The 25,184-nt window shown below is 35.6% G+C and carries 23 protein-coding genes; 4 read left to right on the top strand and 19 right to left on the bottom strand.

Translation table 11 applies throughout. The features are described 5' to 3' along the window. Nucleotides 1-50 precede the first annotated feature (50 nt). The 3 genes from sdhB to GMD78_RS00795 are packed head-to-tail and all read right to left on the bottom strand — an operon-like array spanning nucleotide 51 to nucleotide 3,225. Nucleotides 51-815 (bottom strand): succinate dehydrogenase iron-sulfur subunit, encoded by a 765-nt coding sequence (gene sdhB / locus GMD78_RS00805; protein WP_155666198.1) that lies wholly within the window; start codon nucleotides 813-815, stop codon nucleotides 51-53. Continuing rightward, entirely contained in the window at nucleotides 815-2,581 is a 1,767-nt protein-coding gene (gene sdhA / locus GMD78_RS00800; RefSeq protein WP_155666196.1) for a succinate dehydrogenase flavoprotein subunit, read from the bottom strand. The genes sdhB and sdhA overlap by 1 nt, the downstream gene beginning before the upstream one ends. A gap of 23 nt (nucleotides 2,582-2,604) precedes the next feature. Further along, on the bottom strand, nucleotides 2,605-3,225 hold the full coding sequence (locus GMD78_RS00795; protein WP_155666194.1) for a succinate dehydrogenase cytochrome b558 subunit: 621 nt from the start codon (nucleotides 3,223-3,225) through the stop codon (nucleotides 2,605-2,607). A gap of 274 nt (nucleotides 3,226-3,499) precedes the next feature. Between GMD78_RS00795 and GMD78_RS00790 the strand changes: the two genes are divergently transcribed. Then, complete coding sequence (locus GMD78_RS00790) at nucleotides 3,500-3,937, top strand: YslB family protein (RefSeq protein ID WP_155666192.1); 438 nt, start codon at nucleotides 3,500-3,502, stop codon at nucleotides 3,935-3,937. Nucleotides 3,938-4,056: 119 nt separating this feature from the next. Here the strand turns inward: GMD78_RS00790 and uvrC are convergent, their stop codons facing one another. The 12 genes from uvrC to zapA all read right to left on the bottom strand — a co-directional run bounded on the left by uvrC (nucleotide 4,057) and on the right by zapA (nucleotide 17,336). Further along, a complete protein-coding gene (uvrC, locus tag GMD78_RS00785) occupies nucleotides 4,057-5,841 on the bottom strand; it encodes an excinuclease ABC subunit UvrC (protein WP_155666190.1) in 1,785 nt (594 codons plus the stop codon). A 107-nt stretch (nucleotides 5,842-5,948) separates the two neighbouring features. Then, on the bottom strand, nucleotides 5,949-6,263 hold the full coding sequence (trxA, locus tag GMD78_RS00780; protein WP_155666188.1) for a thioredoxin: 315 nt from the start codon (nucleotides 6,261-6,263) through the stop codon (nucleotides 5,949-5,951). Nucleotides 6,264-6,400: 137 nt separating this feature from the next. Then, complete coding sequence (locus GMD78_RS00775; RefSeq protein ID WP_155666186.1) at nucleotides 6,401-7,375, bottom strand: electron transfer flavoprotein subunit alpha/FixB family protein; 975 nt, start codon at nucleotides 7,373-7,375, stop codon at nucleotides 6,401-6,403. Nucleotides 7,376-7,457: 82 nt separating this feature from the next. Further along, on the bottom strand, nucleotides 7,458-8,231 hold the full coding sequence (locus tag GMD78_RS00770) for an electron transfer flavoprotein subunit beta/FixA family protein (RefSeq protein ID WP_155666184.1): 774 nt from the start codon (nucleotides 8,229-8,231) through the stop codon (nucleotides 7,458-7,460). 119 nt (nucleotides 8,232-8,350) lie between these two features. After that, the gene (locus GMD78_RS00765; RefSeq protein WP_155666182.1) at nucleotides 8,351-9,124 is read right to left on the bottom strand and encodes an enoyl-CoA hydratase; all 774 of its coding nucleotides are present in this window, start codon (nucleotides 9,122-9,124) and stop codon (nucleotides 8,351-8,353) included. A gap of 89 nt (nucleotides 9,125-9,213) precedes the next feature. Continuing rightward, a complete protein-coding gene (fadR, locus tag GMD78_RS00760; RefSeq protein ID WP_155666179.1) occupies nucleotides 9,214-9,798 on the bottom strand; it encodes a fatty acid metabolism transcriptional regulator FadR in 585 nt (194 codons plus the stop codon). Between the two features lie 134 nt (nucleotides 9,799-9,932). Further along, nucleotides 9,933-11,639, bottom strand: a complete 1,707-nt coding sequence (locus GMD78_RS00755; protein WP_343042076.1) for a long-chain-fatty-acid--CoA ligase — start codon at nucleotides 11,637-11,639, stop codon at nucleotides 9,933-9,935. A gap of 231 nt (nucleotides 11,640-11,870) precedes the next feature. Then, nucleotides 11,871-12,278, bottom strand: coding sequence for a DUF350 domain-containing protein (locus GMD78_RS00750; protein WP_155666177.1), 408 nt, complete (start codon nucleotides 12,276-12,278; stop codon nucleotides 11,871-11,873). A 21-nt stretch (nucleotides 12,279-12,299) separates the two neighbouring features. Continuing rightward, nucleotides 12,300-14,642 (bottom strand): endonuclease MutS2, encoded by a 2,343-nt coding sequence (locus GMD78_RS00745; protein ID WP_155666175.1) that lies wholly within the window; start codon nucleotides 14,640-14,642, stop codon nucleotides 12,300-12,302. A gap of 33 nt (nucleotides 14,643-14,675) precedes the next feature. After that, nucleotides 14,676-16,397, bottom strand: coding sequence for a DNA polymerase/3'-5' exonuclease PolX (gene polX / locus GMD78_RS00740; protein ID WP_155666173.1), 1,722 nt, complete (start codon nucleotides 16,395-16,397; stop codon nucleotides 14,676-14,678). A 129-nt stretch (nucleotides 16,398-16,526) separates the two neighbouring features. Continuing rightward, nucleotides 16,527-17,069, bottom strand: coding sequence for a CvpA family protein (locus tag GMD78_RS00735; RefSeq protein ID WP_155666171.1), 543 nt, complete (start codon nucleotides 17,067-17,069; stop codon nucleotides 16,527-16,529). Between the two features lie 6 nt (nucleotides 17,070-17,075). Beyond that, nucleotides 17,076-17,336 (bottom strand): cell division protein ZapA, encoded by a 261-nt coding sequence (gene zapA, locus GMD78_RS00730; protein ID WP_343042043.1) that lies wholly within the window; start codon nucleotides 17,334-17,336, stop codon nucleotides 17,076-17,078. Between the two features lie 145 nt (nucleotides 17,337-17,481). On the opposite strand from zapA, the gene rnhC reads away from it, so the two are divergent. Then, a complete protein-coding gene (gene rnhC / locus GMD78_RS00725) occupies nucleotides 17,482-18,411 on the top strand; it encodes a ribonuclease HIII (RefSeq protein WP_155666169.1) in 930 nt (309 codons plus the stop codon). 955 nt (nucleotides 18,412-19,366) lie between these two features. Here the strand turns inward: rnhC and GMD78_RS00720 are convergent. The 3 genes from GMD78_RS00720 to GMD78_RS00710 form a co-directional block, all read right to left on the bottom strand. Continuing rightward, nucleotides 19,367-20,470 carry a class II aldolase/adducin family protein gene (locus GMD78_RS00720; protein WP_155666167.1) on the bottom strand — a complete coding sequence of 368 codons (1,104 nt, stop codon included), beginning with the start codon at nucleotides 20,468-20,470 and terminating at the stop codon, nucleotides 19,367-19,369. 35 nt (nucleotides 20,471-20,505) lie between these two features. Further along, nucleotides 20,506-21,729: a zinc-dependent alcohol dehydrogenase gene (locus GMD78_RS00715; RefSeq protein ID WP_155666165.1), complete on the bottom strand. Its 1,224-nt coding sequence runs from the start codon at nucleotides 21,727-21,729 to the stop codon at nucleotides 20,506-20,508. Nucleotides 21,730-21,839: 110 nt separating this feature from the next. Further along, on the bottom strand, nucleotides 21,840-21,998 hold the full coding sequence (locus GMD78_RS00710) for a hypothetical protein (RefSeq protein ID WP_155666163.1): 159 nt from the start codon (nucleotides 21,996-21,998) through the stop codon (nucleotides 21,840-21,842). Nucleotides 21,999-22,277: 279 nt separating this feature from the next. Between GMD78_RS00710 and GMD78_RS00705 the strand changes: the two genes are divergently transcribed. Together GMD78_RS00705 and GMD78_RS00700 are read left to right on the top strand one after the other, a co-directional pair. Beyond that, entirely contained in the window at nucleotides 22,278-23,168 is an 891-nt protein-coding gene (locus GMD78_RS00705) for a YegS/Rv2252/BmrU family lipid kinase (protein ID WP_155666161.1), read from the top strand. Between the two features lie 75 nt (nucleotides 23,169-23,243). Further along, the gene (locus tag GMD78_RS00700) at nucleotides 23,244-24,137 is read left to right on the top strand and encodes a diacylglycerol/lipid kinase family protein (RefSeq protein WP_343042042.1); all 894 of its coding nucleotides are present in this window, start codon (nucleotides 23,244-23,246) and stop codon (nucleotides 24,135-24,137) included. Between the two features lie 291 nt (nucleotides 24,138-24,428). Here the strand turns inward: GMD78_RS00700 and GMD78_RS00695 are convergent, their stop codons facing one another. Continuing rightward, a complete protein-coding gene (locus GMD78_RS00695) occupies nucleotides 24,429-24,980 on the bottom strand; it encodes a YkoP family protein (RefSeq protein ID WP_155666159.1) in 552 nt (183 codons plus the stop codon). Between the last annotated feature and the right edge of the window lie 204 nt (nucleotides 24,981-25,184).

Here is a 25,184-nt window from a genome sequence, read left to right as displayed (position 1 = left end):
CCCCTACCATAATAAGGTAAGGGTTCATGTTGATAAAAGAAAAATTATTATTAATGTGCGTTATCGCTACCAAAGAAATTCTTAAATGATTGAATAGTTGTTGCACGATTCATTGCTGCAATTGAAGTCGTCAAAGGGATACCTTTAGGACATACCTGTACACAGTTTTGTGCATTTCCACACCCTTCAATTCCACCATCTTCCATTAAACCTTCTAATCTCTCACTCTTATTCATCTCTCCAGTTGGATGTGAATTGAATAAACGAGCCTGAGAAATTGCAGCAGGTCCAATAAAGTCAGATTTATCATTAACATTTGGACAAGCCTCTAAACATACACCACAAGTCATACATTTGGATAACTCATATGCCCATTGACGTTTCTTCTCAGGCATACGCGGTCCAGGACCTAAATCATGTGTACCGTCAATCGGAATCCAAGCTTTTACTTGTTTAAGTGCGTCAAACATACGTTCACGATCAATAATTAAGTCACGTACAACTGGGAATGTTGACATTGGTTCCAATCTAATTGGCTGTTCTAATTCGTCGACTAGTGCTGCACAAGATTGTCTTGCAGTACCATTAATTACCATAGAACAAGCACCACAAACTTCCTCTAAACAGTTCATATCCCACTGTACAGGAGTTGTCTTTTCCCCATTTGCAGTTACCGGATTTTTACGGATTTCCATTAACCCAGAGATAACATTCATGTTTTTACGATATGGAACATCAAATGCTTCTTCATAAGGAGCAGATTCTGGGCTGTCTTGTCTAGTTATAATAAATCTAACTGTCTGTTGTTCAGCCATTATGATTTACTCCCTTCGCTTTTTTTGGTGTAATCACGTTTACGAGGCTTGATTAAAGATACATCCACTTCCTCATAAGAGAAAACAGGTGAATTTGTTTCTTTATCAAATTCAGCAATCGTAGTCTTTAACCACTCTTCATCATTACGCTCAGGGAATTCAGGTTTATAATGAGCACCACGACTCTCGTTACGATTATATGCACCAATAGTAATTACACGTGCAAGATGTAACATATTTTTTAATTGACGTGTAAACATAACACCATGGTTACTCCATCTTGCTGTATCATTTACGTTAATATTTTCCCAACGTTCGAGCAACTCTTGAATTTTTTCATCAGTCTTAAGTAATTTTTCATTGTCACGAACAACGGTAACATTATCTGTCATCCATTCACCAAGCTCTTGGTGTAACTGATAAGCATTTTCGTTACCATCCATCTTCATCATTGCTTCAAATTTTTCTTCTTCTTCTTTAACTCTATTATCAAATATACTTGATGGTAGATCGTCAACATGCTTTTCAAGACCATCAATGTATTCAATTGCTTTCGGTCCAGCAACCATTCCACCATATATCGCAGAAAGTAATGAGTTAGCACCTAAGCGATTTCCTCCATGCTGAGAATAATCACATTCACCAGCTGCGAAGATACCAGGAATATTTGTCATTTGATTATAGTCAACCCAAAGTCCGCCCATAGAATAGTGAACAGCTGGGAAGATTTTCATCGGAACCTTACGTGGATCTTCTCCAACAAATTTTTCGTAAATCTCAATAATACCACCAAGTTTTACATCTAATTCTTTTGGATCCTTATGAGAAAGGTCAAGGTAAACCATATTCTCTCCATTTATTCCTAGTTTTTGGTTTACGCAAACATCAAATATCTCGCGCGTTGCTATATCGCGAGGTACAAGATTACCATATGCAGGATATTTCTCTTCTAGGAAATACCAAGGTTCACCATCTTTATAGGTCCAAACTCGACCACCTTCACCACGTGCAGATTCACTCATTAAACGAAGTTTATCGTCTCCTGGAATTGCTGTTGGGTGAATTTGAATGAATTCACCGTTTGCATACTTCGCGCCATGCTGATATAAAGCACTAGCTGCAGAACCTGTATTAATCATAGAGTTGGTTGACTTACCAAAGATAATACCAGGACCTCCAGTAGCCATTATTGTCGCATCAGATGGGAAAGACTTGATCTCATGTGTTTTAATATCCTGAGCTACTATACCTCTACCGACTCCTTCATCATCGGTGACGATACCTACAAATTCCCAGCTTTCAAATTTAGTTACTAATCCTTCTACTTCATAACGACGAACTTGTTCATCTAAAGCATATAATAATTGTTGACCTGTAGTTGCTCCAGCATATGCTGTGCGGTGATGTTGAGTACCACCAAAACGTCTAAAGTCCAAAAGTCCTTCAGGAGTGCGGTTAAACATAACTCCCATACGGTCCAACATATGAATGATACTTGGCGCTGCTTCACACATTGCCTTTACTGGTGGTTGGTTTGCCAAGAAATCCCCACCATAGACCGTATCATCAAAGTGAATCATTGGAGAATCGCCTTCTCCTTTTGTATTAACAGCCCCATTTATTCCGCCTTGGGCACATACAGAGTGAGAGCGTTTTACAGGTACTACAGAAAATAAGTCAACGCTTACACCAGCTTCAGCAGCTTTTATAGTTGCCATAAGTCCAGCTAAACCTCCGCCAACTACAGCGACTTTACGATTACTCATATTGATTACTCACTCCCTTTTTCTTATACTCCATAAGCAAATCTAATTAGTGAACGAACACCAATGTAACTAACAGCTAAGAACACAACTAGTGTTCCATATGTAACAATTTTTTGAGATCTTGGTGATTGAGCAAAGCCCCAAGAAACTAAGAATCCCCATAAACCATTCGAGAAATGGAATACAGTTGAAATTACACCAATAATATAGAACCAAAACATTACAGGATTAGCTAATATCCCTTCCATTAAGCTGTAATCCAAATCAGCATTACCTAGTCCAATTTGTACTCGCGTTTCCCAAACATGCCATGAAATGAATATTAATGTAACGATTCCAGTAAAACGTTGTAAGTAGAACAACCAATTACGGAAGAACCCATACCTTTTTACATTGTTTTTTGCAGTAAACACAATGTAAACCCCTAAAATAGCATGGAATAAAATCGGTAGGAAAATAATGAAAGTCTCAAGCAAGATTCTAAAAGGAAGATCATGCATAAATGCAGCAGCCTTATTGAAACTTTCTTCCCCATACACAGCAAAATGATTCACCACTAAATGCTGAATCAAGAAAATCCCGATTGGAACTACGCCTAATAGTGAGTGTAATCTTCTGTAAAAAAACTCGCGATGTTCTGCCATGTGTTACCCCCCTTAGTTCATCTATGATTTTTTATAAAAGTTGACATTTCAGACAATAAAAGTAAATTCTTTATTGTTCTTAAAATGTACATATTTGCAACATATTTATTGTACTTCTATCTACAATAAGCGTCAAGGAAAGGAATCTTTATTTTTCCTAAATTATAAATTTCAATAGTAATCACTCTTCCCTTGCACAATAATAAGAATGCATAGATAATATTACTAGTTATCGTTTATTATCGCTAATTTATACAAAGAAAGGGATACATATATGGCTAAAAAACACGAACAATTGTCGTTATCTGTTCTTGAGCAATTGGATAATTCTGGAGCAGGTTATGATATCATTCGGTACATAAGTTTACCTGACTTATTAGGGTCAGAAACAGACACGTTACTTTATTTTATGGGGAAGAATTTAGCTCGAAAATTTGAAATCAGTTCATTAGGGGACATCATCTACTTTTTCGAAAAATCCGGATGGGGTAAATTAGAACTTATTAAGGAAAAGAAACATGAACTTATTTTTCATTTACTATCAGATGCGGTAGTACAGCGACTTCAAGCACCTATTGATGCTACTTTTCGTCTTGAAGCAGGTTTTCTCGCTGAAGCAATATATTCATTAAAAGGAATGGAATGTGAATGTATCGAAGAAATACACAAGAAAATTCATCAAATAGAATTTAAAATTTTATTTACAAATTAATTTTAGAAGAGTATTGAAGTACAGAAAATAATACAAAATCAAATGAGGAATTTATAGTAAATAACGGAATGAGATTCACTAAATCAGTGAATGCTCATTCCGTGAATAAGGTGCTTCTTTTATTCTTCTTTTTTTTCATTTAAATGGGTTAATATTTCCTCGGCTATATTCGTTGGTATACCTAGCTTTGTTAGATCTTGTATAGAAGCACTCTTTATTTCGGATACAGATTTAAAATGAGTTAAAAGTAGTTTGCGCCTTTTTTCACCAACACCTGGAACCTTATCCAACTCTGATTGAAATAGACTTTTCCCTCGCAATTGTCGATGAAAGGAAATAGCAAAACGATGGACTTCATCTTGAATGCGTTGCACTAAATAAAATTCCTGTGATTTTCTCGACAGCGGAATAACCATAGGAGGATCTCCATAGAGTAATTCACTTGTCTTATGTTTATCGTCTTTAGCTAGACCGCACAATGGAATATATACACCTAGTTCATTTTCTAATACATCTAATGCAGCTCCCATTTGACCTTTCCCACCATCAATAACAATTAAATCGGGTAATGGTAATGACTCCTTTAATACCCTTGTGTAACGCCTACGAATAACTTCACGCATTGTTTCATAATCATCTGGACCTTCCACATCTCTAATTTTATATTTTCGATATTCCTTTTTATTTGGTTTTCCATCTGTAAATACTACCATTGCTGATACAGGGTCTGTACCTTGGATATTAGAATTATCAAAAGCTTCTATTCGATGTGGGGTTTCGATATTCAACGCTTCACCTAGCTTTTCAACTGCCACAATTGTCCGTTCTTCATCCCGTTCAATAATAGAGAATTTCTCTTTTAAGGATGCTTTTGCATTTTCCATAGCAAGTTCAACTAATTCTTTCTTCCGCCCACGATACGGAGTATGAACATCTATCTCCAATAGTTCTTTTAATAGTTCTGTATCCATTCCAATTGGTACAAATATTTGCTTTGGCTTTGGATGATGCTGATGTAGGTAAAATCGACCTATGTAGCTAGTGAAAGTGTCTTCCGGATCATCGAAAAATGGGAAAACAGCTACATCTCTTTCAATTAATTTTCCCTGACGAATAAAGAACACTTGCACACACATCCAGCCTTTATCATAGCTATACCCAAATACATCCCGATCCACATTGTCATTAAGAGTCATTTTTTGCTGTTCCATGACAACTTCAATATGTTGGATTTGGTCTCTTAATTCCTGTGCTCGTTCAAAATTAAGCTGTTCACTTGCTTCATACATTTTTGCTTGCAAGTCTTTTTTGATCTCTTTAAATCCGCCGTGCAGAAATGACGTAATACTCTGAACGATTCGGTCATATTCCATTTTAGAAGCTGGTTCCTCACTACACGCTAAACATTGACCCATATGATAGTATAAGCAGTATCTACCTGGAGGGTTGTTACATTTTCTTAAAGGATATAAACGATCTAATAACTTTTTAGTCTCTCTAGCTGCAGACACATTAGGGTATGGTCCAAAGTATTTTCCTTTATCCCTTTTTACTTTTCGAGTGATCAATAAACGAGGGTGTCGCTCCGAAGTGATTTTTAAGTATGGATAGGATTTATCATCTTTCAACATTACGTTATACTTAGGATCATATTTTTTGATTAAATTCATCTCTAATATAAGTGCTTCAATTTCCGAAGTAGTTATAATATATTCAAAATCATTAATCTCTTGAACTAAACGTTGCGTTTTCTGATCGTTAGCCCCAGTAAAATATGACCGGACTCTGTTTTTTAGCATCTTCGATTTTCCTACATAAATAACCGTGTTATTTTTATCTTTCATAAGATAACAACCAGGTTGTGCAGGGAGTACTGCTAACTTTTCTTTTATTGTTTGGTTCATTACCAACTACATCCCTTAACTAAAAACTTTTCAACTAAAGATAATCCCTTGTCACAGTTGGCAACAAGGGATTTCTCTTTATTACTTCGTGTATTATTCGCATTTACTTATGCGTGCTTGTTTATTAATTCAACAAGTGCTTCTTTTGGTTGGAAACCAATAACTTGATCTACAACATTTCCGTCTTTGAATAATAATAGTGTCGGAATACTCATTACTCCAAATTTACCTGCTGTTTCTTGATTCTCATCAACATCAAGTTTAACAATTTGCACTTTATCTGACATTTCGCCATCGATTTCTTCAAGAACCGGAGCAATCATTTTACATGGACCACACCAAGGTGCCCAAAAATCAGCTAGCACTAATCCTTCAGCTGTTTCACTAGCGAAGGTTTGATCAGTTACATTCACAATTGCCATATTTAATCCTCCTCAAACTTTACTCGTTATCGAGTATATCATCAATAATATTTGCTTACTAATAGTTTGCTTAAACCGTTAATAATTATCAACAAAATATAAAAGACCTAACCATGTGGTTAGATCTTTCGGATATCCTATGCTTTAATCTTTTTAATCTCTTCAATCAGCATAGGAACAACTTCAAATAGATCACCAACAATTCCATAGTCAGCAACATTAAAGATATTTGCTTCGGGATCTTTGTTGATAGCCACGATAACTTTTGAGTTTGACATACCAGCTAAATGCTGAATAGCACCAGAAATACCAACTGCAATGTATAAATCAGGTGTAACTACCTTACCGGTTTGACCGATTTGTAAGGAGTAATCACAATAATCCGCATCACAAGCACCCCTTGAAGCACCAACAGCTCCACCTAATACATCCGCTAATTCGTATAAAGGCTTAAACCCATCTGCACTTTTTACCCCACGACCACCAGCTACGATGACGTTGGCTTCAGATAAATCTACTCCTTCTGATGCTTTGCGAATAACATCTTTAATCACCATTCTTAAATCTGTAACGTCAACGTCTTTTGCTTGGATATCACCAGATCGAGAACCATCACGATCAAGTGCAGGTATATTATTTGGGCGAATCGTAACGAATACTAATCCACTAGTAATTGTCTTCTTCTCAAATGCTTTTCCTGAATAGATTGGTCTAGTAAATACAACTTCATCACCATCAACTTCAATATCTGTAGCATCCGAAATTAATCCCGACTCTAATTTAGCAGCAATTTTAGGTGTTAAGTCTTTTCCAACAGCAGTATGCCCCATTACTATACCATATGGCGATTCTTCATCAATAACAGACATTACCGCCTGACCAAAACCGTCTGAAGTATACGTTTTCAAAGTGGAGTTTTTTAACGTTACTACACGATCTGCACCATAATATATCATTTCTTGACCTTGTTTTTCTAATTCATCTTCCCCACATAAAACTCCAACAATCTCACCATCGGGTTTTATTTTTTTAGCCGCGGCGATTGCTTCAAATGTTACGTTTCGTAAAACACCATCTCTTGTTTCTCCAATAACTAATAATTTATCGCTCATGAGAACTTCTCCCTTCTGTATAGAAAACTTTGCTTATCTTCATGCCATCGTTGCACAATGTGAGACCGAAAAAGTAAAAAGATTATAATACCTTAGATTCGTTTTTAAGTAATGAAACTAGCTCTTGCACTTGCTCGTTAATCTCTCCCTCTAATACTCTACCAGCTTCTTTTTCAGGAGGTAAGAAGATATCAACTGTCTTCGTTTTAGGTTCAAGCTCATCTTCATCTAAATCAAGGTCATCAATTTCCAGTTCTTCTAATGGTTTCTTTTTCGCTTTCATGATCCCTGGTAACGATGGGTATCTTGGTTCATTTAAACCCTGTTGACATGTAACAAGAACAGGTAAACTTGTTTCTACTTTTTCTACGTCACCTTCAACATCCTTATCAATTTTTACTGTATCTCCATCAATCTCAAGATTAGTTATTGTCGTAACATAAGGGATTCCCAATCGCTCTGCCAATCTTGGCCCAACTTGACCACTAGCTTCATCAATAGCGACATTACCTGCTAAAATTAAATCAACTTCTTTATCTTCAAAAAATGCTTCTAATATTTTAGCAGTTGTGAATTGATCACCATCCTCTAAATCTTCCTCTGTATTAATTAAGACAGCTTTATCTGCACCCATTGCCAATGCTGTTCGCAATTGTTTTTCAGAATCTTCATCACCAATAGTAACAACGGTAACTTCTCCACCATGTTCATCACGTTGTTTAATTGCTTCCTCAACCGCATATTCGTCATAAGGGTTAATGATAAATTCTACACCTTCATCTTCAATACGACCATCTGTCACAGCAATTTTTTCCTCTGTATCAAATGTCTTTTTCAATAAAACATAAATATTCATATGTTATCCTCCTTTTTATTCGCAAATAATTATAGCGAATACCCTAGTTGTACTTATCCGATCATGGAAAGGCTTTCACTTTCCATGCTACAAAAATATGATAATAGATGAAGATAGATCTATTTATCCTGGAAGTTTGGTTTTCGCTTTTCAATAAAGGCTTTCACACCTTCTTTTGCATCTTCAGAGCCAAAGACCTCGCCAAAAGCTTTTGCTTCTGCTCTAACTCCCTCAGCAAACTGAGAAGTATTTGCAAAAGGGATTAATTGCATGACTTGGTTAATTGTAGGCTTACTTTTCGCAGTTATTTTTGATGCTAGTTTCATAGCTTCATCAAAGACTTCATTATCTGCAACAGCCTGATTTGCTAACCCTAAATCCTTCGCTTCTACACCACTAATTGGTTCACCGCTTAAAATTAACTCATATGCTTTCGATGTACCTACATATCTTGGTAACCGCTGTGTGCCAGCAAATCCTGGTATGATTCCTAGATTTAATTCTGGTAGTCCTAGTTTGGCATTTTCTGCAACGATACGAATATGGCAAGCCATCGCTAATTCTAAACCGCCACCTAATGCTGCACCATGTATAGCAGCTATAATTGGTACAGAAAAATTCTCCATACGATCAAATAATCGTTGACCTTCTTCTGATAATGATTGGTAATCAGAGGAATGTTGAAATGAAGTAAATTCTTTGATGTCTGCCCCTGCTGAGAAAAATTTACCTTCTCCCTTCATAACAATTGCTTTTACGGATGGTTCTGATTCAATTAAATCTAATTTTTCAGAAAGATCGCGTAATAGATTACTAGATAATGCATTAGCTGGTGGACTTTGAATCGTTAATACAGCTACATGTTTCTGTAAATCATATGCTAATGTCCCCATTTTTCCCCTCCTCTATTCTATCTTAACAAAATCTAATTACTTTATCATGCCTTACTTAGGTCTCCTTGAACAAAAGAGACCTAATTATTCTACTTTACTGTGAGACCATTTGTAATCAAAGCATGAACGGATGGTGCAAGACCCACCAAATCGTACTTTTCTTCTTTCATTACCCAGTTTGTTACGGTTTCATCTAATGTACCAAATATCATTTGCCGTACAAGTTTACGATTTAAATCGTCTCGAAACAGCTTTTGTTCTATCCCCTCTTGGATAATGGAATCAATAAGGGATAAGTAAGGTTTTAGTACTTTATTAATCTGAAGACGCAAATCAATATTCGACTGTCTTAATTCTAACTGTGTAACAATTGCAAGATGGTGATCTTCGGCAAGCTGACTAAAATGCATTTGTATAAGCGTTAATAACTTCTCATTCGCATTTTCTTTTTGATTGATTGCTGTAATAATTTGGTCGATAAATTGCCCCATCTTTTCGTCAAATACCGAGACAAGTATATCTTCTTTATTCTTAAAATATAAGTATATGGTTCCATCTGCTACGCCTGCTTTTTTAGCGATTTTCGACACTTGTGAAGCATGGTATCCATTTTCTGCAATAACTTCAACAGCTGCGTCAATGATCAATTTGTACTTTGGTTTGTTTTTCTTCATAAAATTCTCCTTCAAACTACCTTCATGCTGAAAATGAATGAATACTCATTCATAAAATATTATACGTTTACTAAATGGAGATGTCAATGATATTTATTAGCTTGTACAAAAAAGGGTAAAAAAGAGCATATAGCTCAATTTGAGTTACTTTCTTCTAATTCCTTACTTTCTATCTTTTCACTTTCTACCAACTGTCTTCTTAATATTTTCCCAACTGCTGTTTTAGGTAATTCATCACGAAATTCATATAATCTTGGAACTTTGTAAGCAGCAAGATGTTTTCTACAATACGTATTTAATTCATCTTCCGTAAGTATATATCCATTTTTGGCTACAACATAGGCTTTGACCGTTTCACCACGGTATGGATCCGGAATACCCGCTACCGCTACTTCTAAAACACCTTCATGCTCATATAATACTTCCTCTATTTCTCTTGGATATATATTATATCCCCCTGCAATAATCATATCTTTTTTACGATCAACAATATAGAAATATCCATTTTCGTCCATGTACCCCATATCACCAGTGAATAACCAACCATCCTTTAACACGTTATCGGTTTCTTCTTGGTTATTCCAATAGCCCTTCATGACTTGAGGTCCTTTGACAGCAACTTCTCCAACTTCCCCAATTTCAGCCTCTTCTAATGTTTCCATATCTAGAATTTTGGCATCTGTATCTGGCCAAGGTATACCAATACTACCATTAATTCGTTTTTCCCACACAAAATTTGCATGTGTAACTGGAGAAGACTCTGTTAGACCATATCCTTCTACTAACCGTCCACCAGTTACTTTTTCAAATTGCTCTTGTACTTCTATAGGTAGTGGCGCTGATCCGCTTATACAAGCCTCTATCGAGGATAAGTCGTACTTTTCCAAATCTGGATGATTTAGTAAACCTACATAAATAGTAGGAGCACCTGGAAATAATGTAGGTCTCTGTTTATGAATTGTCTTAAGTACATCCCCAGCATCAAACTTAGGCATTAATATCATTTTTTGCCCTGCCATGATCGACATGTTCATTACGGTTGTCATACCATAAACATGGAAAAATGGTAAAACACCTAGAACAACTTCTTCTCCCTGTTTCGTTTTATAAAGCCAAGCATCACACATTTGGACATTAGAAACGAGGTTAAAATGAGTTAACATAACTCCTTTAGGAAACCCTGTCGTTCCTCCAGTGTACTGTAATAATGCCAAATCTTCCTTCGGATTGACGTCTACCGTTTGATAATTAGGTGTTGTTTGTTCAAGTATTTTCATCCATACATGCGTGTCTCCACGATGTTCAACTTTTACTACAAGATTATATTGCTTTTTTTGAATAAACGGGTAGATCAAATTTTTAGGGAATGGCAAATAATCTTTAATACCCGTTACAATCATATGCTTTAATGACGTGTTTTCTTTTACATTTTTAACACGTGGTACCAATATATCCAAGCATATAATAAATGTTGCTGCAGAATCGTTTAGTTGGTATTCTAACTCTCTTTCCGTATAAAGAGGGTTGGTTTGAACAACAATAGCTCCAGCCATTAGTGCCCCATAGTAACTGACGACAGCTTGAGGACAGTTTGGTAACATGATGGCAACTCGATCGCCTTTCGTTAATCCTAATTGCTGAAAGTAGTTTGCCATTCGCTTTGCTTGCGAATAGAGTTCAGAAAATGACATCTCCTTCCCCATAAAATGAAGCGCTTTCTTTTCTCCGTAACGTTTAGAAGCCTCTTCCAAAAAGACATGTAATGGCTTCTCGTCGTAGTCAATCGTAGTTGGAATTTCCCCTGGATATTTTGCATGCCATAACTTTTCTTCCACATCAATTCCTCCTTTATAACTATATTTATATTACATTATACCGACTAATTGATATTTTTTGAAATTTTATTTAACTTTTTTTTATGAAATATATAAATAGTTCAATGAGCCGGCATAATTAATTGGAATTAATGGATGAATTAGATCAAATAAAATACCCCTATAATTACAAAAATGATCGCTACTACAATTAAGATTCTTGCTAAAACTTGCAATGTATCCAATTATTTTCTCTCCCTAAACAATATTTGCCCCTATTACAAAAGCTAAGCTAATCGAAATAGTCATGGATATAAAACCAACTGCAATATTTCCTTTTCCAATCTCTTCATCAACTTTAATCGTTGGTGTTAGAAACTCAAATATAAAATAAGCAATAATTAATAGAAAAAACCCAATGGCTCCCCATCCAATACTCGTTAATAACGTATCATTATGCTCTATGGAATACCTAAAAATCGTAGCAATACCAAAAATTTTACCTCCAGTTGCCATTGCTACTGAAATATTCCCCTTTTTTATTTCTTCCCAATTTTTATAAGATGTTACCAGCTCAAATACTGCCAGAAAAACAATTGTACATAAGATTACAACACTATATCTTGCAGCAGTTTCAACAATTATGTTCTCCCAAAAAGTGTCCATATACTCTCCTCCCCATATTTACTATTTAAATTCTATTACTGTAACTCCACTACCGCCTTCACCGGCTGATCCAGGGCGACCTGACGATATTTGTGGGTGTTTTTTAACAAATTCCTGAACCCCTTTTCTCAATGCGCCTGTACCCTTTCCATGTATGATATATACTTTCGGGTAACCAGCTAACAGTGCGTCATCTACATATTTTTCTAGTTGAAGCAACGCATCCTCAAAGCGTTCTCCCCGTATATCTAATTCTGTTTTAACATGGTAATTAGATCCTTTAATTGTAGCTAATGGTTTTACCATCGCCTCTTTTTTCTTGCCAGCCTTTTGTAGATCATTTCGTTTTGCCTTCACCTTCATAATACCTACTTGTACTAGATATTCTTTATCACTAATTTTTTCTAATACGGTACCATTTTGATTAGCCGTTAAGAGTTTAATTTCATCTCCAGGCTGCAATTCTACTTGTGCTCTATTAGAAGTCTGTTCTTCTACTTTTTCATTCTTTCGAAGGGTTGGTTGAGCTTCCTCTAGCATTTTTTTCGCTTCAATCCATTCATGTTCTTTTAATTCAGTATTTGTTTTCATTTTACGAATTTGTTCTACGATAGCTTCTGCTTCTTCTTTAGCCTTTTGTAAAGCTTTTTCAGCTTTTTCCTCAGCCTTTTTGAATATAGCATCCCTTTTCTGTTCTAATTGGGACCATTCCTTCTCTATATCCTTACGTAGCTGTTCACTCTCTAAAAGGATGTGGTGCGCCTCTTCATACTCTTTTTCCGCTTGTATCTGGGAGTTCTCTAAAGAAGCTATCATATTTTCTACATTTTTCGAATCAACACCAATATGACTTTTGGCATGATCGATAATATCCTCACTTAGTCCTAATCGCCTTGAAATATCAAATGCATTACTTCTTCCTGGAACACCAATTAATAACCGGTACGTAGGTTGCAACGTTTCCACATCAAATTCTACAGAAGCATTAATAACATCTTTACGATTATAACCATATGCCTTTAACTCGGGGTAATGAGTTGTCGCAATAACACGCGCATTCCTGGAAACAACCTCGTCTAAAATAGACATTGCTAATGCAGCACCTTCCTGTGGATCAGTGCCAGCACCAAGTTCGTCAAATAATACTAAAGTCTTATCATTCACATGCTGTAAAATATCCACAATGTTTGTCATATGAGAAGAAAATGTACTAAGGTTTTGCTCAATGGATTGTTCGTCTCCAATATCAGCAAACACTTCTTCAAACACTGCTAACTCACAACCATCAAATGCTGGAATTTGTAAACCAGATTGAGCCATTAATGTACATAGTCCAATCATTTTTAAGGTTACTGTTTTACCACCAGTATTCGGTCCAGTAATGACAATAGCTGTAAAATCCTCGCCAATTTCTACATCATTAGCAACTACTTCATCTATTGGAATTAACGGATGTCGAGCTTGCTGCATCTTTATAATTCCTTGATCGTTCATTTTAGGCATTGCAGCTTTCATTTCTTGTGCTAATCTTGCTCTTGAGAAGATAAAGTCAATCTTTGCTAATATGGAAACATTTTCTGCTAAAAAACCTTCTTGATTAGCAATTTCTAGACTCAATTCCTTTAAAATACGTTCCATTTCTTGCTTTTCTTTTATGGTAGCTTCTTGTAGTTGATTATTTAATTCTACAACTGCTTTTGGTTCCATAAATAATGTTTGGCCCGAAGCAGACTGATCATGAACAATACCACCGATTGCTCCTCGATATTCCTGTTTAACAGGTAATACATAACGATCATTTCTAATTGTAATAATGGCATCTGAAAGCATATTACTTTGAGTTTTCATATAGTTATCCAGCTTATCACGTACCCTGCTTTCATACGTGCGAATGGATGATCGAATACTACGAAGTTTATCAGAAGCACTATCCATCATATGACCATGGTCATCAATACAGCTTTTTATTTGTCGTTCTAGTTCTCGTAGAGGTGTTATTCCTTCTACTAAACCTTTCAAGATAGGTATTTCCTCTTCAAGCTTTTCTATGAAATCTTTTACTTGACGGCCTCCATATATTGTATTGGCTACATCAAGACACTCATTTGTACTTAGCACTCCACCAATAACGCTTCGCTTTATGCTTTCACGAATATCAAATATTCCTCCTAGTGGAACAGAGGCATTTAATCGTAAAATTTGTACCGCTTCATCTGTCTCCTTTTGAATTTCGATCACATCATCTAGATTCGTTGAAGGCATCAATTTGGACGCTAAGTCTTTACCAAGCGATGTCGCAGCATGGTTTGTTAAACGTTCAATGACTTTATTAAATTCCAATACGCGGAGAATTCGTTCGTTCATTTGCTTACTCCTTTTCTAGTTGATCATCCCTACTTATTTCTTATTACGGTTAAAATAAGCCAAAAGTTTCTCCATTGGCCAAGTATTTATTACAGTATCCTTCTCAATCCAACCTTTTCTTGCCACACTAACACCATATTTCATATGGTCTAGCATTGGATAGCTGTGGGCATCTGTATTAATGGCAATATTCACACCAGCTTCTTGAGCAACACGAACCCATTCAGCAGATAAATCAAACCGATTTGGATTCGCATTAATCTCTAATGCAGTGTTCGTCTTTTTTGCCCTCTCAATTAACTTTTCCAAGTTAACTTTATACCCATCACGTCTCCCAATTAGCCGACCAGTTGGATGGGCAATCATTGAAATATAAGGGTTGTCCAGTGCAGCATATAACCGATCCATAATTTGTTCCTCCGACTGATTAAAGCTTGAGTGAATAGCCCCAATCACAAAATCCATTTCCATAAGGAATTCATTAGAGAAATCTAATGTTCCATCTGGAAGGATATCCATTTCGACTCCAGCAAAAATATGAATATCATCATATTTATCATTTAATTGTTGAATTTCTTCACGTTGTTTTAATAACCTTGTTTCATCAAGTCCATTTGCTACCCGCAGATATTTTGAATGGTCTGTAATGGCCATGTACGTATATCCTTTACTTCGTGCCTGCAGAACCATCTCTTCTAAAGATTGTGCACCGTCACTCCACGTTGTGTGCATGTGTAAATCTCCACGAATATCCGTGAGTTTAATTAATGGTACTTGTTCGCGAAAAGCGTCTATCTCACCACTATCTTCTCTAATTTCAGGCGGTATATAAGTTAATCCAAAGTGATTAAAGAATTCTTCTTCTGACTTAAATGTTAACAATTCGTTTGTTTCTTCTTTTTCAATTCCATATTCACTAATCTTTTCCCCACGGGATTTGGCTAACTGCCTCAGAGCAACATTATGATCTTTGGATCCCGTGAAATGATGCAGTGTTGTTACAAACTCATCTTCGGTTACTAATCTAAAATCAATATTAATATCGTACACATCATCGAGTGTAATAGAAACCTTGGTATCACCTTTTGCAATGACCTCTTTTAAGTTTTCTATCGTTAGTAAAGTCTCACGAACCTTTTCTGGCTGATCAGTGGCAATAATAAAATCAATATCTTTAATGGTTTCTTTCATTCTCCGAATACTACCTGCCCTGGAAAACCGCTTGATTTCAGAGATATTTGACAGAAAAGCTTCGATTTTTTCTGTTATTGGAAGCATTAGGGCAATAGGTAATCGTTCTGGCCGTGAACCAGCTTCCTCAAGCGAAGCTAATATTTTCTCGGCAGATTTTTTACCAAAACCCGCCAAGCTTTCAACCTTGCCGTTTTTTAATGCATCCTTTAGTGAATCGGCATCCACAACTTCCAGTTCCTGATATAATTTGGCCAATTTTTTACCTCCAAGACCTGGTACGTCTAGAAGTGGGATTAAACCACCAGGTACTTCTTTCTCTAACTGTGATAGTGTTACAGAAGTTTCGTTATCTATATATTCCTCGATTACTTGACTAGTTCCCTTTCCGATTCCTTTTATCTTTGTAAAGTCATCGATATCCGCTAACGATCGATCATCTCGTTCTAGTGCTTGAGCAGCTTTACGGTATGCTGATATTTTAAAAGGATTCTCTCCTTTTAGCTCCAAATATATGGAAATCTTTTCTAATAGTTTAATCACATCTTTTTTATTCAATGACAATTCTAATCACCTGCTTTTTTAAATCTCTCAACATAAAGAGAGACTAATTCATTATAGGATTATACTTATTGTACATGACCATACAACATAAGCCCTAATACTTTGAATTAGTCTCCATATTTATGTCTATTAAATATATTGGTCAATGGACCATAACGTCTTTATTTTCTCTGAAAAATATGGTGTGTTTTCAACAATAAACATTGCAACCGAAGAGTCATTAATCCACTCTTGTATCCCAGTTAACGGAGTTAATGCCAAAATGTATAATATAATAAATATAATGAGGTAAATCTCTAAAAATCCTAATATAGCACCTAAAATTTTATTAATAGAATTCAATATAGGTAAAGAAGCTACAAAATCTAGCATAGACGCTATTATTTGAAGTAGTATTTTAACTGCAAAAAATATTATTGCAAATGAAATGGCATTATAAAAAGCATTTTCTAATGGCAAAGCCTGAATAAAATCCGCCCATAAACTTTCATCTGGTAATTCTGGATAAGGAATCCATAAAGATAGCTTTGATGCTAGATCATCATAATATGTGGCAGCAACAATAAACGAAACGATGTAACCAATTAAATGAACTGCTTGTAAGATTAATCCTCGCTTTAACCCTATTAAAAAGCCAAAAACCAAAAGTAATAGTAGTATTAAATCTATCATGCCTATTTATTCCTCTTTCTTTTTTAATGACCCTAGCAATGTTGCATAGTCTTCTTTTAACTTTAAGTAATCATTCATGGAATTAACAGCAGTTAAAACAGCAAGACTTGCTGTGTCCAGCTGAGGGTTATTCTCTTGTATTTCTCGCATCTTTTGATCGACTAAACTTGCAACCATCCGAACATGGCTTGCAGATTCAGTTCCAACAATGGTATAAGATCTATTATGTATATCAACGGTTAATCGTGTTTTATCATCCTGGGTCACGCAGATAGCCTCCCATAAAAATTCTTCACTTCATCTTAACACGAAGATACGCATTAAGGAAACTGTTCTTATTTAAAATTATAACATTTCATTTATTTTGACTAGTTTGCTATAGTCTATATATACAAATGATTGGAGAGATAAGATGCCACAAACTGTTTACAAATTATCCACCGAAACAATAGAAGCTATGAAACAATATTATCATAAATCATTAACGAACGTACCACAAGGTGCAATATTCCGGGCAAAAACTACAAATGCAGTTATAACTGCTTATAAATCCGGAAAAGTACTATTTCAAGGAAGTTCACCAGAAGTAGAAGCGATAAAATGGGTAGAAGATCAGGTTAAAAGTAACAAATCTATAGCACCAGTGAAAACTAATTCGGCCTACTCCCCACCTCAATCATTGTTTACAAACTCTCACATTGGTTCTGATGAAGCTGGAACTGGGGATTATTTCGGACCAATTACAGTAGCTTGTGCATATGTAAAAGCTGAGGATATACCATTGCTTAAACAATTAGGTGTTAAAGACTCTAAAAACTTAACAGATGATACAATTACTGAGTTATCGAAGGAAATCGTGAAACGAAAAATTCCATATTCCCTGCTTGTCCTTCATAATGAAAAATATAATACACTTCAAAAAAAAGGCTGGTCTCAAGGGAAAATGAAAGCAATGTTACATCACCATGCCATTTCTAACCTCTTAAAAAAGATTGGCAACGAACAGTTGGACGGGATCCTAATTGATCAATTTTGTGATCCAAGTGTATATAAAAAACATATTGCAACCGAACGACAATCCTTACACGATCAAACCTATTTCATGACAAAGGCAGAAAGCTATTCTATCGCAGTTGCTACAGGATCCATTATAGCTAGAGCAAGTTTTGTTAATGAAATGGATAAACTATCTGAAAAGATTGGTATACCTTTGAAAAAGGGTGCTTCAAAGCTTGTAGACAAAACCATTGCAAAAATTATTAAAGAACAAGGAGAATCGGTACTGCAGCATTGTGCGAAAATACACTTTGCCAATACCAATAAAGCAAAAGCCTATTTATAAGAGCAATTACGAAAAAAGCATTTAAAATTACTAAAGGTAAATTTAAATGCTTTTTTATAATCGATTAAGATTAACAAAGCTATTATGTAGATTACGTCCTGCTTCTTTTCTCGATTTGGCTTTATGTCTAATATAGCCAAATCTTCCATTCGAATCAAACCGACACCGTTCGTTTGAGCGACACTTACAATTTGACGATGCACTTTCTCATCAACGTCGTCGTAGATTCTACTTTTAGTTCTTTCACATCAAAAGAGATAGAACCCTTTATCCCGTTTTTTATATACATTGGTTGTCCTTGTTTGATTTTTCTCTCTAATACTTTTTCGATGGGCTTTTGTGGAGCTCATAACTCTGTTGAGTTACCATTTTGGGTTTCTTGATGAGCTTTTGGGCACTCATAACGACTATGAGTTACCGTTTTGGGTTTTCCGATGAGCTTTTGGGCACTCATAACGACTATGAGTTACCGTTTTGGGTTTTCCGATGAGCTTTTGGGCACTCATAACGACTATGAGTTACCGTTTTGGGTTTTCCGATGAGCTTTTGGGCACTCATAACGACTATGAGTTACCGTTTTGGGTTTTTCGATTTTTGGTCATTTTCATTAATTCTAACCGTTAACATATGTCCCGATCCCCTTTTTTGACTTTAAATACCAAAAAAGGGCGATTCATCTCACATCTAAAGAAATGGGCTTTCTCGCTCTTAAAATCTATAATAAGAAGCATGAAGAAACTCGCTATATCCTAAAACCTTTTTCATAGTGGCTAATTAAAAGAGAGGAAATAGCGAGTGAATCTTATACTAATTTCTACTAAGATTTAGTTGTTGTATTCGTCTGTAAGATAACTCCAGTACGTTTAATGGCTTCATTACGAGTATTAATTTTTATTCGATTCGTTCTGTGCACTTTATATTAATACATGATGCAAACGCTCTTTAAATTAATAGTTTAAGACATCGGAACTTGCGGTACAACTTTTCCTTCTATTCGTTCAAAGATATCATCCAAATCATGTCCTGTAATTGTTAAACCATGATTTTTCAACCCAATGACTGCTCTTGAAGGATCAGGTGAATTTCGAACTAAATCTGACACGTTCTCGGCTAGTTGAATGGTACCACAGGGATAATTAATCTCTGTTGCCTCAATGCCGTCCATCCAAGCATGTATATGAACAATCGCCCCTACGTCTGGATGTTCCTTATAAATCATCCAATGTTCAATAGCGTCCACTGATGCTCTTTTAGGTGTTATTTCAGGTGGTACACTGATCTTCATCGCATTGCTTCCCTCATTAAACCCAGTTATATAAAGGATATCTTGTCCAATTTTCCGCATATTTGCTTTGTTGACACCACTTGCGCTCATCCAGAAATTTTTCTCATCTTCTCTGCTACTCATATTTCCGTAACTCAAACCACCAATACCATATAACTTTTTCAACTGCCTCATATCACGGGAAGTCAAATAATTTTCCAATGGAAATGGTGCAGGAAGTAAATTCATTTCATCCAGCCTCTTGCCGGATAAGTACATTTTTTCTGTTAGATGATTTCCACTCCATAATTTTTTAGGTAAATCATCGGTAAATTCATTATTGATAATTAGCTGAGAAGAAGCAACCGGCTCTAATCTATTGAATACTTTTTCGAAGAAAGAATCCGTTTCCCCTTCTTCATACTCTAGTTTATAAAAACCTTGTTCCGGTGTAACAAAATATAGATAGGTTTGATCTCGATTATGTAAAATATAAATTAAATGATTGGACAAGGATCTTATTAAATAAGGATAAGCGGATTCAAAGGTATTGGCAGGATTCTTCACCCCTTTCTCCAAATTTCTCTCAATTATCGATACAACAAAGGTTGCTTGTGCTTTTCGGCGAAATGGACGTGGTTTCTCCTGATCAAGAATGTTAAATACCACTCTAATATTATCAACAGGCTCCTCGCAATATTCATATCCTTCATCCGAGAATTTTCCCTTTAAACCTTCGGTAAACCATGATAGAAAAGAAGTTTTTATGTCTCCTGTTACTGTGAAATTTTGCAAAATTCATTCCTCCTTTGCTTTAAGTGTTCACTAAGTTATGGTTGAAAAACTACTTTCATTGCTGCTCGCGATCCCTTATTTGCTGCTGTTTGTAATGCTGTTTTAAAATCCTCCAATGCGTACCTGTGTGTAATCAATGGGGATAGGTCAACTTTTCCAAGACGCATTAGCTCGATTGCAATATCAAACGTTCTTACCCTTTTTCCTTGATAATCCTCGGTGCTGTAAGCAAAGCTTCCCTTAATGTCTAATTCATTAAGCCATACCATCGACCAGTCAATTCCATCAATGATTCCAGCAAGTCCTACCAGTACAACCCTCCCGCCAGTCCGGGAAAAACGTATTCCATCATTTATGCTTTGTTTTCTTCCTACACATTCGTAAACAATATTTGCCCCACCTTGTATTACTTCCGGACCAAATATTGGCTTTAGAACTTTTCCTCCCAGGGACTTGGCCAATTCCTGTGTATACGCTTCATTCCTCAAAAAAATAATCTCATCCGCACCAAAATCTGATGCAAAACGGCCCTGAACTTCATGTTTAACTAAGGCAACAATCTTACAATCTAAATCAAGCGCACGCATAGCTGCTATAACACAAATCCCGATAACCCCTCCGCCAATTACTAAAACCGTATCATCCCTAGAAGGTGGATTCTGCAAAACACTATGCAAAGCACAGCTAAATGGTTCGACCATTGCTCCATTTAAATCTTCTACTTTATCTGGAAGTTTTAACACCTGACTTTTATGGGCAACCACATAGGAACTCCATCCACCGCCAGTATCACGGCATGATCCGATTAATAAACCTGGTGCAATCGACCCTTCAGTCTTATGTAGACACAAGCTAAAGTTTCCTTGACGACAAGCAGGACATAGCTCGGAAAATCCTCTTGGTTCACAAGAAAGAATCGGATCAATTACTACACGTTCACCTGTATAAAACCCATTCACTTTTTTTCCCGTTTCCGAAATTTCACCTACAATTTCATGTCCGATTGTAAAAGGAAATGAAGCATAGGTAGAAATGGCTGGGCTATCATGGAGGAATATTAGATTTAAGTCGCTTCCGCAAATACCTCCATATTTAACTTTTACCTTTATCCAGTCCTCATTGGGGAGTTCTGGTTCAGGACCTTCTCTAAACCTCAGGCAAGACAGGTTAGAATTCCAATATTGTGAACGCATAAATCTTCCTGCAGCTTTACTAAAGACATAGCGTGGCAGCTTATAATCGAATTGTAATTCTTTCAATCTATAACACCTATCCCTTTATATTATTTAGAAACCATCCTATCCAAATGAGCTTCTAATTATTCATCATGTATTTGTAAATATGCAGAAAAGAGAAAACGCCTTCATAATTAATCATTGATGTATGGGTGTTCTTCATTATAAAAAGCGGAATCACCTTGTTCTGTTTCTTTAGCTTCTTCTTTTAGGGCCTCTTCATAATCAAATTCAACTAACGCTTCAATCAATTGAACCATACTGCTTACAATACCCTTAAATAATGGAATCATATGTATAAAATTCTCCTTTCTGAACACTCAGTAATTAAAATTCACAAAAATGGTTAATAATATACCAGTGAGATTTCAATTCTTTTACAATTTGTGGAATCTCCTCCAATGGAAGAAGGTCTAGAAATGGAGAAATCATTAAACCTTTAATTATAGGACCAGAAATCAATGTAAGTCATTTACATACATCCTCTACCTACTCCTCCCTAATCACATGAGTCGAATCAGGGACTCGGAACAAAAATAGAGGCATAATAGATACAATGAAGAGGTATTAATATGGGAAAACTAGCTTTAATGATTTACAATCCCGTTTCAGGAAAAAAGAGAAATCATAAATATACTGAAATTCTATTAGTAAAACTGAAAGAAATCGGTTATAAAGTTACCGTTAACTCTTCCAACGAATGGAAGGAAAATGAAGAAGCCATTCAAGAAGCATGTAAAGACCATTGGGATGCCATCTTTATTGCTGGCGGAGATGGTACTATAAAAAGTACACTTCAGTGTTTGGCAGAACAGAATTATAGACCAACTTTAGGAATTTTCCCATTTGGTACAAGTAATGAATTCGCTAAATTTATCGGAATGCCATCTAACCTGATGGAAGTATTATCCATTATTAAAAAAGGAAAAACGAAGAAAGTAGATATCGGAAAATTTGGCAATCGTTATTTTGCAAATATTGCTGCCGGGGGCTGGTTAACGGATATAACCTATAAAACTCCTACCGTTTTAAAAACTTATTTTGGTGAATTTGCTTATTGCCTTTACTTTATAAAAGCTATATTACATGGAAAACAATCCAACAAGATATCCATTCGTGTTACACCCAAGAAGGAACTATCGGATCTTTCTAATTTTATTATTATGAATGGGAATTCTGTTGGACCATTAGAAAGCCTAATTACTAATACAACACCTTTGGATAACGGCTATTTCCACCTTCTAACGTGCAAAAAAACGAATCGAATACGTTTGTTTTTTGCTTTATTTGCTAAAATGCTTCACCTTACGGAAACGGTTGCACCATTAAACTATTACAAGATTAAATCAGGGTCTTTTTCCACTTCTGAAAACGTAATTGTAAATCTAGATGGTGATCAAGTTGATGTAGACAATATGGAATTTGTAGTTCTACCGCATCACATTCAAGTTTTTGTGCCTTAAAAATATAGATTAAAAAATATTGTATATTTATACGAATAGAAGGTTATATTTGTTATAAATTTATCAAAATGGGTGATGAAATTGTATTATTTTATTGTCAATAAATATTCAGGCAGTGGCAGGGCTTTGAAAATCTGGCGCCGCGTTGCAAAACTCCTTCAGGAAAAACATATTGATTATGATGTAAGTATAACGGAACACCCACATCATGCATCGGAATTAGTAAAGGATATCATGAAAAAAAATAATGTAAAAGCAATTATAGCGGTTGGCGGGGATGGTACAGTACACGAAATCATAAATGGACTAATCGGTTCTAAGATCCCACTAGGAATTATTCCTGCGGGTTCAGGAAATGATTTCTGTCGTGGCATGAGAATCCCCCTTAAATATGATCAAGCATTGGAACGTATCTTAAAAGGAGACAAAAAAACCATTGACGTTGGCCATATTAATAATAAGTTCTTTGCAACCATTGTGGGAATTGGATTCGATGGCCAGGTCGCTCAAAAAACCAATCAATCTCAAAACAAGAAAATCTTAAATTTAGCAGGAATGGGAAGCCTCTCCTACATTATTAATGTACTGAAAGTTTTATTTTACTATAAGCCAACAAATGTTGACTTACACATTGATCAGGAACCTATTAAACATCAAAATGTATGGTTAATCGCCATTGCAAATTCACCATTTTATGCCGGTGGAATGATGATATGCCCAAACGCCAAAAACGATGATCAACTTTTTGACGTCTGTATTGTGAAGGAAATATCAAGGTGGCAGCTTTTACGAATATTTCCATCCGTTTTCAAAGGAAAACATGTAAACCACTCAGCAGTTACGATATTTAAAGCAAAAGAATTAGAGATTCTTTCCAAAAGACCGATGACAGCACATGGAGATGGAGAAATCATAGGAGAAACCCCGTTAAAAATTATGATCTCTCCATCTACTCTATCTGTTCTTTAGCATACCAGAGACTGTTTTTCTACTTTTTGAAGACCTTTTACATCCGTTCTACTGCTTTTATGTACACGCTGATCAAAATCCAGCAGATATACAAGGATAAGTTTGTTCTTATTATGGAATTCTTGGAAGAAAATATTTAGAACGTGGAAAATTGCTCGTAACGGCAAATGTTAGGATCATTGTAGGATATAGTTAATCATCCTATGGTGTATGAGATACTAAACATCTTTATGTATGATGCATTTTCTTCCACCATAATGATCCGATTCTGGTTAACAAATTAATGAAACGCTAATGGTACTTTTTAAAAAGCTCATTCTTTGACATCATGAGATACATCGGAGTTGGAATTTCTCTTTTAACATTTAAGGTAGCGATAAGGTGAATCGGTAATAAGGCAAATTGCTTAAACCATTTATAATATTTGTTTCGGAAGGGATATACTTCAAATCCTAGCTTTTTACACCCTTTGTGTAATGTCGTAATACCAATAAGTCCTTTAATTTTATTATTGTATCCATGTGATTCAATGTAATTGACCAGCGTCGGTAGAGATTCCTCCACAATTTTATAAATCATTAATGCTCTCCTAATGTCACTATCATAGGTTTGAACTTCTTTCATTAACTTGACATTATGCAAATGAATTTTTAATAGGATATCATTTTTATGAATAACCGTCCCATCCATTAACTTTATACTTCTACCCTTGTACTTAGTTAGACGTACACGGATAATGGTACGGTTCCCCCATTCATTTTCTACATATTCTAGCCTTGTCAAAGAATAATAAATTGGGTCCCATACACTCCATACTCGTAGACAGGTTTTCCTAATATCCATTCGCATCTGTACCCCTTACAATTAAAGTGAAAATTATTCAGTGAGGGCTCTTATCCTCACTAATGTTAGTTGAACGAATCAGGTTTTTAATGGCAATTATACCTTTTTACATCTTTGATTTCGAAGTCTTGAGCTCGATTTTAATGCCTGTTAGAAAATAATAAAATATACTTTTATTTTGTATTAGTTTGCGGATACTATTAC

The sequence above is a fragment of the Ornithinibacillus caprae genome (genome assembly GCF_009728145.1).
Lineage (GTDB): Bacteria > Bacillota > Bacilli > Bacillales > Amphibacillaceae > Ornithinibacillus > Ornithinibacillus caprae.
Note: the sequence above shows the minus strand (reverse complement) of the source record. Positions and strands in the feature narration are given on the sequence as shown.